Raw genomic sequence first — 14019 nt, forward strand, 5'->3', positions numbered from 1 at the left:
GATCACCTCTCCTTCTGCAGTACGGACAGCGCGGCGATGAGTTCGGCCTGGGGTTCGGGGTGTACGTCGAGTGCGTCGAGCGGCGCGAGCCGCCGCTCCCGTTCGGTGTGCAGGGTCTTGTCGAGGTAGTCGCTGAGCAGCCGCCCGCCCTTGTCGCGCAGCCGCAGGGCACCGTGTGCCCCGATCCGCTCGGCGAGTCCCTCGCCCGCGGACCGGGCGCGCCGGCCGCCCAGGAGCGCGGTGGCGACCAGCGCCGCCACCACCTCGGGATCCGGCGCGACGCTCTTGTCGAGGGCGCGCACCTCCTCCTCGGCGTACTCCTCGAGGATCCGCCGCCAGCGCCGTACGGCCATCCCGATGCGGTGCTCGGCGCTCTCCAGCGTCGGGTCACGGTCCGTCAGCCCCGGCGCGGCCGCGCCGGGTTCGCGGCGCCAGGCCTCGTCGATGCGCTCGTCGGCGGCGGTGACGGCGCACAGCAGCAGCGCGGCCAGGCTCTCGGCGAGCGCGTCGAGCAGTTCGCCGGCGGTGCAGTCCAGCGGATAGCTGCGCCACCGCTTGAGCGCGTCACCGGCGAGTACGGCCCCGGCCTGCAAACGGCCCCGTACGCGCGCGTGCTCGCTGTCGTACGCCCCGTCGACGGCCGCGGTGAGCCGCAGGGCGGCGGCGTACTGCGCGGCCGCCGCACCGGCCAGCTCGGGCATCCGCGTCTTCAGCGAGTCGAGCACCCCGTACGCCGTGCGGGCCATCGCCTGCTGCCGGGCTCCCGGATCCTCCACCTGTTCCGTGAGCCAGGCGAGCAGGGGCGCCACCGCGGTGGCCGGAAGCAGCCCCCCACCCCATGCCGACTCGGGCAACTCGGGCACGGTGAAGCGGGGTACGTCGCCGAGTCCCGCCTTGGCGAGGAGCGCGCCGTACTGACGCGACACCTCCGACACGACCTGGTGGGGCACCCGGTCGAGGACCGTGACGAGCGTCGCGTCGTGTTCCTTCGCGGTACGCAGCAGATGCCACGGCACCGCATCCGCGTACCGGGCGGCCGTGGTGACCATCACCCAGATGTCGGCCGCGCAGATCAGTTCGGCGGCAAGCACCCTGTTGTCGGCCACTAGGGAGTCGATGTCGGGCGCGTCGAGGAGGGCGAGCCCGCGCGGGAGGGTGTCGGCGGTCTCGATGCGCAGCACCCGCCCGTCGTCCTCGCCCGGCAGCAGCGGATCGTCCAGGGCGTCCTGTTGGGGCACCCACACGCGCGTGAGGTCGGGCAGTACGCGCATACCGCTGAACCAGTGATGGTCCTCCGGGTGGCACACGAGCACCGGAGTGCGGGTCGTGGGCCGCAGTACCCCGGCTTCGCTGACCCGCCGTCCCACAAGGGAGTTGACCAGTGTGGACTTGCCCGCCCCGGTCGATCCTCCGATCACGGCGAGCAAGGGTGCTTCGGGTTCTCTCAACCGGGGCACGAGATAGTCGTCGAGTTGCGCGAGCAGTTCGTCGCGGTTGGCACGCGCGCGTGGAGCCCCAGCCAGGGGCAGCGGGAAGCGTGCGGCGGCGACACGGTCGCGCAGGGCGGAAAGTGCGTCGAGCAGCTGAGGCCGTACGTCCAAGGTCACCACATGCGAAGAATGCCCAATTTTGGAGGCTTTCTGAAGCATATGAGCATGTCTGCGCGCCGATCAGACATACGAGGCGGAAGGGACGCATGGGGCGCAGGCATAACGAGTGCACAACACCCGGGGCGTGAGACGCCAAAAGCGATGCACGATTCGCACCTGCCTGCGATTATCAGGACCGCTTCACCGAACCTCCACATCGAGCCACGGAGGCGAAGCACCAAGGACAGGGACCCGGGCGCTCTATCCTTGTCCCCGGCAAGGTCACGGACCCGCCCACACCCGGGCACCAGCACCACAGGCCACCACACCCGGCCCCCGTAGCTCAGTGGATAGAGCAGGCGCCTTCTAAGCGCTTGGCCGCAGGTTCGAGTCCTGCCGGGGGCGCCTCTCCCCGCCCTCCCCTTCGGGAGGGCTTTTTTGCTGGTCGGAGCATCTCTCCACGGTCAGCCGCAGCGGACACGCGCGGCATTCCCCGACTCCTCCCGGCCCGCTTTGAGTGCTTTGAGCACCTCAGGGACGCCCGAACCGGGCCTCATTCACCGTTCGGGATCCGAAAACTGTCCGAAAATGGCCCCTGTGTCACGCCACCGCTCGGCACTGCCCGGCCGGTCACAACGTGGTCGACAACCGGCACACCCACCCTTGACCAGCCCATGGTCCCCCCATGGACCACCGGTCGGAAACGAGCCACACCTCGGTCACCGGGTGTTGGCCCACGGCGGAAACGATGCGGCAGATCGTTCGATCCACGACGGATCGTTCGATCCCCGCCCAGAGGCCACAACCACGGACACGGCCTCCCCCGCCCGACGAAACGACGGCCCACCCATGAAGCGACGACCCATGAGACGCCTCGCCCCCGGCCTCGCCCCCTGCCTTGCCCCCGGCATCACTCCCGCGCTCGCCCTCGCCCTGTGCGCCCTCCTCTCCGGCGCGCTGCCCGCCCACGCCGCAAGCCACTCGACCGGCAACTCGGCCGACGGGCACACCGACAGCTACGGAACAAAGGCCTCGTACGAGCCCGGACAGAACCCGCGGACCTACCAAGCCGCGCCCCGGGGATTCGAGCCGGTGTTCACGGAGAACGTCTCGCGGCACGGGTCCCGTGCCGCGACCGACAGCGAGGACGGGGACCTCATCCTCAAGCTGTGGGACCGGGCGGCGAGCGAGGGTCAGCTGACCGGAGCGGGCAAGGAGTTCGGGCCCCAGGCGCGGGCGCTGCTCGACGCCATGGCCAAGGTCGGGTACGGGAACCTGAGCGGGCGCGGCAGGCAGGAGATCCAGGACACCGCCGTACGCATGGAGAAGCGGCTGCCAGGACTCTTCTCGCGCATCGCCAGGAACGGCGAACCGATCGACGTCGTCAGCTCCGGGCAGGGGCGCGCAGTGGACAGCGCCGGCGAGTTCGCAACCGCCCTCACGAAGGCCGACCCGGCACTGAAGCCGCTGATCGGGCCCGCCCGCGCGGACGAGGACCTGCTGTACTTCCACAAGGCCGCCGGGGGCGCCGCCTACCGCGACTACATCGACAACGACAAGCGGCTCGCGGACACCCTCAAGAGCATCACCGGCCGGCCGGCCACGCACCGCGCCGCCGTGAACGTACTGAAGAAGATCTTCAAGCCGGTGTTCGTCGCACGGATCTCCGCGGGTGAGTTCTCGGACATCGGCAGCGACGTCGACGCGGCCGAGGCGGTCTACAACCTCTACGGCATCGCCCCTGCGATGCGCGCCGAGAGCCCGGGCGGCGCGGGCTGGCACATGGAGCGGTACATCGCGCCGCGCGACGCCGCCTGGTTCGGCTACCTGAGCGACGCCGAGGACTTCTACGAGAAGGGCCCCGGCTTCGCCGACAGCGACATCACCTACAAGATGGCCGGTGTCCTGCTCGACGACTTCTTCAAGAAGGCCGAGGCCAGGCGGGACGGCACCAGCGACCTCGGCGCGGAACTGCGCTTCACCCACGCCGAGGAGATCATCCCGCTGGCCGCGCTGATGGGCCTGCCGGGCAGTACGAAGCCGGTGACCGCCAAGCGCCCGTACACCTACGCCGACAACCCCTGGCGCGGCGCGTCCGTGGCGCCGATGGCCGCGAACATCCAGTGGGACGTGTTCCGCAAGGGCCACACCTATCTCGTACGCATGCTCTACAACGAGAAGGAGACCGCCTTCAAGCAGGGCTGCCGCCCCGTCTCCAAGGGCAGCACGTTCTACAACCTCAACGAACTGGAGCGCTGCTTCGGACGTACGGACCCGACGTCCTGAGGGCCGGGCGAGTCGCACTAACCTGTCCGCCATGAACGCAGCGGGGGACATGGTCGACGGGCGGTTCGAGCTGCTCGGGCGGCTCGGCAGCGGCGGTATGGGGACGGTGTGGCGGGCCCGCGACAGCGTGCTGCACCGGGAGGTCGCCCTCAAGGCCGTACGGCACGACGCGGCGGCCTCCTCCTCGGTCCGTGAGCGGGTGCTGCGCGAGGCGCGGGCGCTCGCCCGGATCAGCCACCCGAACGTGGTGATGATCCACCACATCATCGACGACGACCCGCACCCCTGGCTCGTCATGGAACTGGTGGACGGCGTCTCGCTCCAGGAGCGGCTGGCCGACGGCCCGTTGACCCCCTCGGAGGCCGCCCGTATCGGCCGTCAGGTGCTCGCCGCCCTGCGCGCGGCGGTCGCGGCGGGCATCCAGCACCGGGACGTCAAGCCCGCCAACATCCTGCTGCGCGCCGACGGTTCCGCCGTGCTCACCGACTTCGGCATCGCGGCCCTCCAGGGGTCGACCGCGCTGACGGCCACCGGCGAACTCATCGGCTCCCCCGAGTACATCGCCCCCGAGCGGATCCGCGGCAACGACGACGACCCGGCGTCCGACCTCTGGTCCCTGGGCCTCGTCCTGTACGTCTGCGTGGAGGGCATCAGCCCGTTGCGCCGCGGCACCACCCTGGGCACCCTCGCCGCCGTCCTCGACGAGGCCGTGCCGCCACCGGTGCGCTCCGGCCCGCTCTCGCCCGTACTCCAGGCCCTGCTCGTACGGGATCCGGCGGCCCGCCCCGACGCGGCGCGGCTGGACGCGATGCTGGCGCAGGTCGAGTCGGGTACGACTCCGGACTGGGCGCTCCCGACGGCCACGGCCCCGCTGCCGCCCGGCCCCACGACGGCGCCGACGCACGTCCTGCCCGCACCGCCCGCGTCCGGCGACACGGTTCCCGGCGGTCCCGGGCCTGGCGGACCCGGACCCGGTGGCTCCGGACCCGGCAGCACGGTTTCCGGTGGTCCCGTGCCCGCCGGGCCGGTCGGCGAACACCCGACGCGCGTCCAGAACACGCAGAACGCGCCTCCGCGGGGGCGCGGGTGGCGCCCGGCTCTCATCGCCACCGTCGCCGTCGTGGTCGCCGCCCTCGCGACGGCCGCGACCGCGCTCGTCCTGAACCTGCGCGAGTCGGACGGCGACGACGGCAAGGCCAAGGGCGCCGGCGTTTCGGCGTCCGGCACCGCGACCTCCCCGTCCGCGAAGCAGACGCCCACGCCCGCATCGACACCCACGCCGTCGAACACGGCCTCGCAGCCGACCGCGACCCCGTCCGACGAGGCGACCACCCCACCCGCCTCCGAAGGCCGCTGGATCGCCCAGCTGTTCTCCGAACCGGTCGGCTCCGGCACCGCCACGCGGGACCAACGGCTCGCGACCGTCCGCAAGACCGTCCCCGAGGCGGTCTACGTCCGCAGCGACGACTACGCCTCGCTCCGCCCGGGTTTCTGGGTCATCTACGCCCCGGGCCCGTTCACCGACGGCCGCGCCGCCCTGAGCTTCTGCGCGGAGCGCGGCAGGACCTCGTCGACCACCTGCGTCGGCCGCTACCTGAGCACGGCGTCGGCGGACTACAGCCTCCAGTGCAGCCCCCCGGCCGCCAGCCCGAAGGGCCGCTGCACACGCCAGTGAGCCGCGTCCCGACGCGCCAGTGAGCCGGCCCTGCCCCAGGGGCAACCCTGACGCGACCCTGAGACGCCCCCGATGCCATCCCCCATGTCATCCCCGAGATGTGTCAGAAGTCTTTGACAGGTCCGGGAGACAGCTGTCAGCCTTTTCTGACAGGTACGAAGGAAGGGGCGCGATGCCCGAGGTCCCGCCTCCGGAACCAACCGGCGACGAGCTGCTGAAGGTGTTCTCCGCTCTGGGCAATCCCCATCGCCTGCGGATCGTCGCGGCCCTCCTGGGGCGCCGGAACTACGTCAGCGCGCTGGCTCGCGAGATCGGCATGGGCCGCCCGCTGCTGCACATGCACCTGCAGCGGCTGGAGGCAGCCGGACTGATCGTCGGCACGCTCGAACTCTCGGAGGACGGCAAGGCGATGAAGTACTTCGAAGTCGCCCCGTTCTGCTACCGCCTGACGCCGCACGTCGTCGCGCGGGCGGCCACGACGATCACCGAGCCGATGCCGGACAAAACGAATGAGGCGGACAAGGCGGATCAGCCCGCGAAACCCGCGAGGACCACGAAGACCGTGAAGACCGCGAAAGAGGAAGCCAAGTGAAGGAGCAACTGGTGACGACCGCCGCGAGCGCCGACGACCTGGGGGTTCTGGTCGGCGCCGTCGGCGCGGCCGGGCTCTTCTCCCTGCTGATCGTGATCGTCTGGCAGGTCGCCGCCACCTGGCGCGCCCGGATGCTGGCCGCCCGCGAACAGCAGTACAAGGAGTTGGCCTCGAAGTACGCCCAACTCCTTGAGGACACCGTGGAGTTGCAGCGCCGCACGGTCGAGGAGCAGCGACAGACCCTCGACGAGCTGACGCAGACCCGGCTCTCCGTCAACTCGATGGAGAAGATGATGCGCGCGATCGATTAGCGGGGGGCAACGGCCCCTGCCACCGCACGGCTGAACCACCGCACGTACGGCAGTCATCGTCGGCATCGGCGCGTCCTCCTGGACACCGTCCTCAAGGAGGACATTCATATGCTTTATCACCCCATATGAAGGAGCTTGGTGGATGATGCCCCGTTGAGCACCGTTACCCCCTGTGAGCCCTCGCGTTGAACGGACAGTGCGGTCGCGACGGAGCAGCCGCGCTCACCGAAATCGAAGGAGTGAACGTGATGTCTCGCATCGCGAAGGCAGCCGGTGTGGCTCTCGGCACGGGTGCCGTTGTTATCAGTGGTGCCGGTCTGGCCATGGCGGACGCGGGCGCCGAGGGCAAGGCCGTCGGCTCGCCCGGCGTCCTGTCGGGCAACGTCATCCAGGTCCCGGTCAACGTGCCGGTCAACCTCTGCGGCAACACCGTGAACGTCATCGCCCTGCTGAACCCGACGTTCGGCAACGAGTGCGCGAACGTCGACGAGGGCAAGAAGGGTCACCCCGGCCCCAAGGGACACGGCCCCAAGGGCTACGGCCACTGAGCCACAGCACCCACGCGAAGGCCCCCGGCGGTACACACCACCGGGGGCTTTCCCCTGCTCACCTGCCATACGCCACCAGTCACCCGGCACCCGTGACCAGCGCATCAGCGCATCAGCGCATCAGACGTACCGGTAGATCCGGCTGTAGTCCTCCAGCTCGTCCGGTGTCACGCCCCACGGCGGCATCTCCTCGTGCCGCGCCACCACGCGCCCCCGCTGCCGGTCCCCGAGCTCCGGCGGCGACTCGGGCAGATACCGGGCCCCCTTGTGCCGCTTCTGCCAGCGGGTCCAGAGCAGGTCCACGAAGGAGTGGTGCAGCCAGAAGACGGGGTCGTTGACCGAGGCCCCGCCGAGCATGTGCCCGCCGACCCAGCGGTGCACGCGATTGTGGTTGCGCCAGGCGTCGTTGCCCTGCCCGGTCCCCCACCCTTCGAGCTTGTTCCGGAAGCCGCGGGCGGAGGTGGAGTCCCAGGGCGCCGTGTCGTACACGGGGTCCTTGAGGGCTCGCGCGAGCTCGTCCGCGGTCGGCAGGGCGAGCGGATCGTGGGGCCGGCCGAGGTCGCGCATGAGGTACTCGCCGTCGGTCATCGACTCCTTGACGACCCACTTCTTGTGCCGGTAGGCGAACGGCCCGGTCGTCACCTGCCGGTCGGAGCGCCGCCCGTTGCCCCCGAGCAGGTCCTCCCCCCACAGCGAGGCGGCGGGCGTCCGGTCCTTCGTCCAGTCCCAGTACGGCACGGACACCCCGGAGTCGACCCGCCGCAGCGCCCGCTCCAGCTCCAGCAGGAACCGCCGGTGCCAGGGCAGGAAGGAGGGCGCCATATGGGCCGCACGCAGCCCGCCGTCGCCGTCCGACACATAGTGCTCGATGTGCAAGCGGACGAACTCGTCGTACTCGCCGGTGCGTTTGATCTCCAGGAACGCGCCGACGAGCCGGCGCCGCTCGGCCCGTGTCAGCGCGCTCACGTTCTTACGCGTGTAGGCCATGCCCGTGCCCCTCCCCCGGCCGCGCCCCCGCGGCGGCCGCGCGCAGCCGCAGTGTGCCGCCCAGTTCGTCGACGGCCCCGCGGGCGGCGGCGAGCGGCGTCGGATACGACTGGTAGTGGTCGATCATGGTCAGATAGCCGCCGTCGGCCCGCCGCATGAGGTGCAGTGGCCGGCCGTCCACGGTGACCTGCCACTGCCCGTCGGGGCCCGGGCCCGCGGCACCGGCCCGCCGGACCCCGCTCGCCGAGCCATCGGTGTTCGCGGTAGCGGTATCCGCAGCGCCTGTGGCGTCCTTGACCCCGCGGATCCGCCGTCCGCGGTACATCTCGTCGAACCCGGACGCGAGACCGGACTCGAACTCTGACTCTGGCTCTGGCTCTGCTTCGAACTCGGCCTCGGCCTCGGACTCGGCCGGTTCGCCGGACGCGGGCGGCTCGGCGCCCGGCGGGCGCGACGGTCGCGAGGCCGCGACGAGCGGGGCCAGGGCGGCGGCGACGGCCGCGACGAGCAGCCCTCTCAGGACATCCCGCCGCGTACCGTTCACCGCTCCCACCCGCACTCCTCCATGAACTGTTCGGCCCGAGCAGCCTGTTGGCCGGGTCGGCCCGTGGTGTCTACAGCCCGGGCGCGAGGCCCAGGGTCGCCCCCGGCGCCGCCTGCAGCACCGGGGCGAGAAGCCCGACCTCGGGCAGCTTCGGGCCCGGAAGGCCGAGCTTGTCCGCCTGAGGCGCGGTCAACGGAGCGTCCAACGAGGCACCCGGCGTCAGGGCACGCAGGTCGGACGTGGGCGTGCTGGCGGCGACATGGTCGAAGGTGTCCCCGAGAACGCGCGGCACCGGCGTACGCAGGTCGAGGGACGGCAGGTCACTGGTGACCGGCAGCTGCGGGACGGCCCGGTCCGGCAGCAGCCGGCCCTCGACGTACCGCGGCCCGTCGGGGTTGCCCGGCGTGGGCAGCGGCAGCGTGCCGCCGATCCTGGGCATCTCCATGTTCAGCGAGTTCTCCACACCGTCCAGCGGCACGGCGACCGGGAGCCCGTCGGCCGCGACGGCGGGCGTCGCGACGGCGGCCGCCACACAGGTGACGACGGCGGCAAGAGTTCCTCGGGTGGTCGACTTCATCTCAGGCACGGGCCTTTCGGGATTCGGGGGGGGCTGCGTCCGAAACGCGTAACGACACGGCGAACGACATCAGATCAAAATTCCCCCGGTGGATGCAATTGTCAGCTCGTCCAGAAGTCCCACCAACGCGTCAACACGAGTATTCCGATGATCCCCAGCTGCAGAACCGGCAGCACCCACGTGAATTCGGCGAGGAATTCCTTCGCCCAGCCGGGTGCGGGCAGGAATTCATTTCGTACGTTGAACGACGTGACGTACCAGAACATGATGATCGTGGCGATCCAGGCGAGGCAGCACCACAGGCACAGCGCGTTGATGCTGTACAGCGACTCGTACTGGAGCCACGTCACGAAGCCGACGCCGAACAGCGTGCCCGCGTCGAGCGTCAGCCAGTACCAGCGCGGGAACACCGCTCCGGCCAGCAGGCTCGCGCCGACGCAGATCACGATGCCGTACGCGACCAGACCGAGCATCGGATTGGGGAACCCGAAGGCGGAGGCCTGGTCGCTCTTCATGATGTTGCCGCAGGAGACGACCGGGTTCAGGCTGCAGCCCGGGGTGAAGTCCGGGTCCTCCAGCAGCTTGAACTTGTCGATGGTGATGACCCAGGAGGCCAGCAGTCCGGCCGCGCCCGTGATCACCAGCAGCAGGGCGAACGCGCGGCCGGCGCCCGCTGTGCGCATCGTCAGCCGCGCAGGCTGCGGGCCGGGAGGAGGGCGTGCGCCGCGCTGTTCAGGGTCTTCTCGTCGCCGGCGAAGGCGGCCAGCGCCTCCGGTGCGACGGGCTTGCCCGGCTCGGCCTCGGGCCAGGGGCGGGTGGTGAACAGGAAGTAGGCGTAGCCGCGTTCGCCGACCGCGGCGAGCCACTCCGGCGGCACGGTGCACTGGGCGTTGAGGTGGGCCATGGTGACGACGGCCTGGCCGGCCTCGACGAGGAGACCGACGGGGAAGCTGGGCTGCCGGGTGCCGTCGACGATCTCGTCGCCGATGGGCAGGCCGCTGCGGTGCAGCAGTTGCTCGACGGCGGCCGTGGAGCCCTCGGGGCCGCCCTCGCCGTCACCGAGCGAGTAGGCCAGCAGGAACGGCATGTCGCCGTCGGGGTGTTCGCCGCTCCACGCCATGACGACGAGCGTGCCGAGGTCGGCGGCACGGAAAGGACGCGTTTCGCTTGATGTTGAGGTCACCGCGGAACCGTACCGACGCGCCGGAATACGTCCGCTCCGTTTCTCACTCGCCCGGGGGATTTCCGGCCGGGTCTCCACACGAACGGGGGACGGTGTCGAACGGCCGGAAAGAACAATCGGAACGGCACGGATAATCGGAGAACAAGACGAAGGGCCGGTTCCGCGTTGTGCGGAACCGGCCCTTCGTCACTTCCGGGAGTTGCGTCCGATACCGCGTCCGGAGTTTCATCCGGAGTCACTTCTGGAGGGGAAGTCCGCCCAGGAGCCCCGTGGGACCCTCCGCCGAGTTGAGGGCCTTCGTCGCGCCGTCGACGGTGTTCAGGACGGAGTCCTTGTTCCCGGTGTCGAGGGCGTTCGACTGCGACTGCAGGGGCATGACGTCCGCGGCGTCCACCGGCTCGGTGGTGAGCGCGCCGAGCGCCGAGTCGAGGCCGCCGTTGAGACTGGAGGGCGTGAGGTCCGCGGCAAGGGCGGGCGCTGCGGCAGCAGCGATGACCAGGGACCCGGCGACGACAGCGGCGGCCTTCAGGGACTTCATCGTGTTCCTTTCGTCGGCAACTCGCGTCGCCGGAGGGAAATTTCGCTGAACTGCGCCCTGCCCAACGATCCCCGTTCCGGGCGGAAACTCCGTTCGCCGAAAATTTCCGGAAGCCACCCAATTGAAGGGTGTGTCAAATCGTCAAATGGGATCCCTCATATGAAAACAGCCGTCGGGCCGGCCCGGGTGACGGGCCGGCCCGACGGGTCGTTCAGGACGGCAGCAGGCCGCCGACGGGCAGCGGCAGCGCGCCCGTGGGCAGGGGCAGCTTGGGCAGACCCGGCAGGTTCGCCGCGGGCAGGCCGCCGCCAAGGACCGTGGCGACGACGACGTTGACGAGGCCGGTCACGACGGCCAGCGCGGCCGCCGCGACACCGGCGACGTCACCGCTGGTGGCGGCCTTGACCAGGGAGTCGACCGCGGCCTGCAGAGCCTTGAGCGCGTCGGCCTTGAGGTCGAGCGGGACCTCGGCGGCCGCACGCTCGGCGTTCTTCGGCTGCGGCAGCGCGGGGGCCGCCGGAAGCTTCGGCACCTCCGGCAGCGCGGCCGGCGGGGCGACCGGCGTGACGGGGGTGACCGGCGTGGCCGGAGCGGCGGGCTTGGCGGGGGTCGTGGGGGTGGCCGGGGCGGACGGAGCGACCGGCTCGACCGGCGACGTCACGGCGTCGGGCGTCGCGGGCTTGGCCGGTGCCGTCGGAACGGCGGGCGTGGCCGGGGCGGGCGGTGCGGTCGGTACCGCCTGCTCCCGCTCGGCCTTGACGGGCGGGGTCAACGCGCCGGCGGCCGGGGCGGCCGCGGAGGCCTTGGCGATGGCGGCCTTCACCGCGTCGGCGAGCTTGGCCGCGTCGGCGGCGGGGAGCTGGCCGTTGTCGGCCTTGAGCACGGCGTCGAGCAGGTCAGTGACCGGCTTGAGCACTCCACCGACGTCGCCGAGGCTCTTGACCTGCGCCAGCAGAGCGTCCGCTCCGGGCACCGGCGCCTGGGCCGCTATGGAACGGGCGTCGCGGGTCGAGTCGTGGTCGGCGGCCACGGCGGCCGGTCCGGCGATCCCGAGCAGAAGCGTGGCGCAGAGTGCGGGAGCCGCGATACGCCGTGCGGGCAGAGCAGGCATGGAGGGGTCCTTTCGGTGGTGCGTACGGATCTTGTGCTCACCGTGGAATCGGTGAGCACCTCCTGCAACCGAACGACCGCACTCCGTAGCGGCCCGGGCCCGCCGTCACGTCCGTTGTCCCTGGTGAGGCGCCCTGCCCGGGCGTTCTCCCGGCGTTTGGCGCCCCTCCGTCCATTCGGGGCAACGCGGACCGGCCGCCCTCCCTTTGGGAGGACGGCCGGTCGAGGGCTGCGCGGCGACGTCAGTCGTTGGCGCACTCGTTGCCGAACGCCGGGTTCAGCAGCGCGATGACGTTCACGGTGTTGCCGCAGACGTTGACCGGCACGTGGACGGGGACCTGGATCAGGTTGCCCGACAGGACGCCCGGGGAGTGGGCGGCGAAGCCGTGCGCGTCACTGTCGGCGGCGGCGACGCCACCGGTGCCCGCCATGGCGGCGGCGGCAACGGAGGTAAGGACCAGGCCCTTCGCGATACGCGACATGGAGAGGTGCTCCTTGGGGTTTGACACAACAACCCGGGCGGGGTGCCCGGCTCTGGATCAACGCGCGGCACTGGCGCGGGTTGTGCCACCAAACGGGTGAAGTCCCGGACCGGGTAGCGGGCGGAGGAGGGCCCCGTGACAGAGCCTCCGCCCGCCGCGGCGTCAACCAGTGTATGCAGCATGATTACGACACACTTGACGGGTTTCACCGATAAATACGGATAGCGGCTACAGTTGCGTTCCTCCTCAGGCCGCTTGAAACAGACGGGGAGTCAGGGCGGCACTCATGTGATGTCCACAGCTGTCCGTCCGCAGGGTCAGAACCTCTTTCCGAATTCCCCCGAAAGGGCAACGCCGGTCATGCGCAATTCCCTGGGTCCTCTGCTGCGCCGTGGGATGGTGGGTGCCTTTTCCCTCGCCTCGCTGTGGGCACCGGGCGGACCGGCGGCGGCCGCGCCTGCCATGCCCACGACGTCAACCACGTCAACCACGTCGACGACGTCAACAGCGCCGGCGGCCGAGGCCGAGAGTCTCGCCTTCACCCAGCGGTACCGCGCGCTCCAGCACGGCGGGATCGTCCGGGCCGCCAACTCCTCCATCACCTGCCGGCGGCCCGTCGAGCGGTCGGCGGTGTCCTGTCCCGCCGCACGCGAGGGCCGGGCGGCCGCGAACGACGACAACGACGACTTCGAGATGTTCTACATCGACGTCGACAACGACCCGAACACCTACAACTCCAGCCGCGCCGAGGTCCGTCCGCCGGCCGGCGCCCGGGTCTCGTACGCGCGGCTGTACTGGGGCGGCAACCTCCGCGTCGGTGAGCAGAAGCCGCCCAAGGACAACGGGCGGGTGCTGATCGCCGAGCCGGGCGGCCAGTACAAGGAGGTGCTCGCGGACACCGTCGTCGGGCACCGGGTCGCGCACGGCGCGGACGCGTTCCAGGCGTCGGCGGACGTCACCTCTCTGGTGCGTTCCAGCGGCGCGGGCGCCTACACCGTGGCGCAGGTCAATGTGGCGATGGGCCACTCGGCGGCCGGGGCCTGGGGCGGCTGGACGCTGATGGTGGCGTACGAGAAGGAGTCGGAGCCGCTGCGGCACCTGGCGATGTGGGACGGCTTCGACCCGCTGGGCGCGGGCCGGGAGCAGACGGTCCGGCTGACCGGCATGAAGTTCCCCAAGGGGGCCGAAGGGCGTGCGGGGCTCGTCGCCTACAACGGTGACCGCGGGCGGACCGGCGGCTCGCTCACCCTTACGGCGGGCGGCCTGACGACCCGTCTGGCCAACGGCGTGAACCCCCGCGACGACGTACTGAACTCGACCATCAGCGAGCCCGGCCGGACGGCCCCGGGACGCACACCCGCGTATCCGAACACGCTCGGGTACGACTCCGACGTCTTCGAGCTCGGCAAGGGACTGCGGCACGGCGGTGACCGGCTGGACTTCCGCCTGGTGTCGCCGCGCGAAACGGCCTGGGCCGGGGCGCTGTTCGTCGCCGTCGACGCGAAGCGCTGACGCCGCCCTCCCTCCTCTCTCCATGAACTCTTCCCTCTCCACGAACTCTCCCGTGAGTTCCCCGTGACCTCCCCCTGAGCCCCTC

The 14019-nt window shown here is 70.9% G+C and carries 15 protein-coding genes and 1 tRNA gene; 7 read left to right on the plus strand and 9 right to left on the minus strand.

Going from position 1 to position 14019, the window contains the following annotated elements; genetic code table 11:
* Nucleotides 1-2 precede the first annotated feature (2 nt).
* A complete protein-coding gene (locus tag ACFWXQ_RS16835; protein WP_383942822.1) occupies nucleotides 3-1610 on the minus strand; it encodes a dynamin family protein in 1608 nt (535 codons plus the stop codon).
* A 311-nt stretch (nucleotides 1611-1921) separates the two neighbouring features.
* Between ACFWXQ_RS16835 and ACFWXQ_RS16840 the strand changes: the two genes are divergently transcribed.
* From ACFWXQ_RS16840 to ACFWXQ_RS16865, 6 genes are all read left to right on the plus strand, one after another.
* Nucleotides 1922-1994: transfer RNA gene (locus tag ACFWXQ_RS16840), tRNA-Arg, on the plus strand.
* Between the two features lie 459 nt (nucleotides 1995-2453).
* Entirely contained in the window at nucleotides 2454-3875 is a 1422-nt protein-coding gene (locus ACFWXQ_RS16845; RefSeq protein ID WP_386268431.1) for a histidine-type phosphatase, read from the plus strand.
* A 31-nt stretch (nucleotides 3876-3906) separates the two neighbouring features.
* A complete protein-coding gene (locus tag ACFWXQ_RS16850; RefSeq protein ID WP_383942817.1) occupies nucleotides 3907-5550 on the plus strand; it encodes a serine/threonine-protein kinase in 1644 nt (547 codons plus the stop codon).
* A 172-nt stretch (nucleotides 5551-5722) separates the two neighbouring features.
* Nucleotides 5723-6142 carry an ArsR/SmtB family transcription factor gene (locus ACFWXQ_RS16855; protein WP_383942813.1) on the plus strand — a complete coding sequence of 140 codons (420 nt, stop codon included), beginning with the start codon at nucleotides 5723-5725 and terminating at the stop codon, nucleotides 6140-6142.
* Nucleotides 6139-6453 (plus strand): hypothetical protein, encoded by a 315-nt coding sequence (locus ACFWXQ_RS16860; protein WP_383942810.1) that lies wholly within the window; start codon nucleotides 6139-6141, stop codon nucleotides 6451-6453. The genes ACFWXQ_RS16855 and ACFWXQ_RS16860 overlap by 4 nt, the downstream gene beginning before the upstream one ends.
* Nucleotides 6454-6701: 248 nt before the next feature.
* The gene (locus ACFWXQ_RS16865; protein ID WP_383942808.1) at nucleotides 6702-7001 is read left to right on the plus strand and encodes a chaplin; all 300 of its coding nucleotides are present in this window, start codon (nucleotides 6702-6704) and stop codon (nucleotides 6999-7001) included.
* A 120-nt stretch (nucleotides 7002-7121) separates the two neighbouring features.
* Here the strand turns inward: ACFWXQ_RS16865 and ACFWXQ_RS16870 are convergent, their stop codons facing one another.
* The 8 genes from ACFWXQ_RS16870 to ACFWXQ_RS16905 all read right to left on the minus strand — a co-directional run bounded on the left by ACFWXQ_RS16870 (nucleotide 7122) and on the right by ACFWXQ_RS16905 (nucleotide 12422).
* Nucleotides 7122-7988, minus strand: a complete 867-nt coding sequence (locus tag ACFWXQ_RS16870) for a tyrosinase family protein (RefSeq protein ID WP_383942805.1) — start codon at nucleotides 7986-7988, stop codon at nucleotides 7122-7124.
* On the minus strand, nucleotides 7972-8547 hold the full coding sequence (locus tag ACFWXQ_RS16875; protein WP_383942802.1) for a tyrosinase family oxidase copper chaperone: 576 nt from the start codon (nucleotides 8545-8547) through the stop codon (nucleotides 7972-7974). The genes ACFWXQ_RS16870 and ACFWXQ_RS16875 overlap by 17 nt, the downstream gene beginning before the upstream one ends.
* 55 nt (nucleotides 8548-8602) lie before the next feature.
* Nucleotides 8603-9109, minus strand: coding sequence for a hypothetical protein (locus tag ACFWXQ_RS16880; RefSeq protein ID WP_383942799.1), 507 nt, complete (start codon nucleotides 9107-9109; stop codon nucleotides 8603-8605).
* 101 nt (nucleotides 9110-9210) lie between these two features.
* Nucleotides 9211-9792, minus strand: coding sequence for a vitamin K epoxide reductase family protein (locus ACFWXQ_RS16885; protein WP_383942796.1), 582 nt, complete (start codon nucleotides 9790-9792; stop codon nucleotides 9211-9213).
* Between the two features lie 2 nt (nucleotides 9793-9794).
* Entirely contained in the window at nucleotides 9795-10292 is a 498-nt protein-coding gene (locus tag ACFWXQ_RS16890; protein WP_362079698.1) for a DUF5949 family protein, read from the minus strand.
* 235 nt (nucleotides 10293-10527) lie between these two features.
* Nucleotides 10528-10830: a hypothetical protein gene (locus ACFWXQ_RS16895; RefSeq protein ID WP_383942793.1), complete on the minus strand. Its 303-nt coding sequence runs from the start codon at nucleotides 10828-10830 to the stop codon at nucleotides 10528-10530.
* 211 nt (nucleotides 10831-11041) lie between these two features.
* Nucleotides 11042-11941, minus strand: coding sequence for a hypothetical protein (locus ACFWXQ_RS16900; protein WP_383955805.1), 900 nt, complete (start codon nucleotides 11939-11941; stop codon nucleotides 11042-11044).
* Nucleotides 11942-12182: 241 nt separating this feature from the next.
* The gene (locus tag ACFWXQ_RS16905; RefSeq protein WP_200398086.1) at nucleotides 12183-12422 is read right to left on the minus strand and encodes a chaplin; all 240 of its coding nucleotides are present in this window, start codon (nucleotides 12420-12422) and stop codon (nucleotides 12183-12185) included.
* Nucleotides 12423-12782: 360 nt separating this feature from the next.
* Between ACFWXQ_RS16905 and ACFWXQ_RS16910 the strand changes: the two genes are divergently transcribed.
* Nucleotides 12783-13934: a DUF3344 domain-containing protein gene (locus ACFWXQ_RS16910; RefSeq protein WP_383955802.1), complete on the plus strand. Its 1152-nt coding sequence runs from the start codon at nucleotides 12783-12785 to the stop codon at nucleotides 13932-13934.
* Nucleotides 13935-14019: the final 85 nt, after the last annotated feature.

This window comes from Streptomyces sp. NPDC058697 (assembly GCF_042715345.1).
In the GTDB taxonomy this organism is placed as follows: domain Bacteria; phylum Actinomycetota; class Actinomycetes; order Streptomycetales; family Streptomycetaceae; genus Streptomyces; species Streptomyces liliifuscus.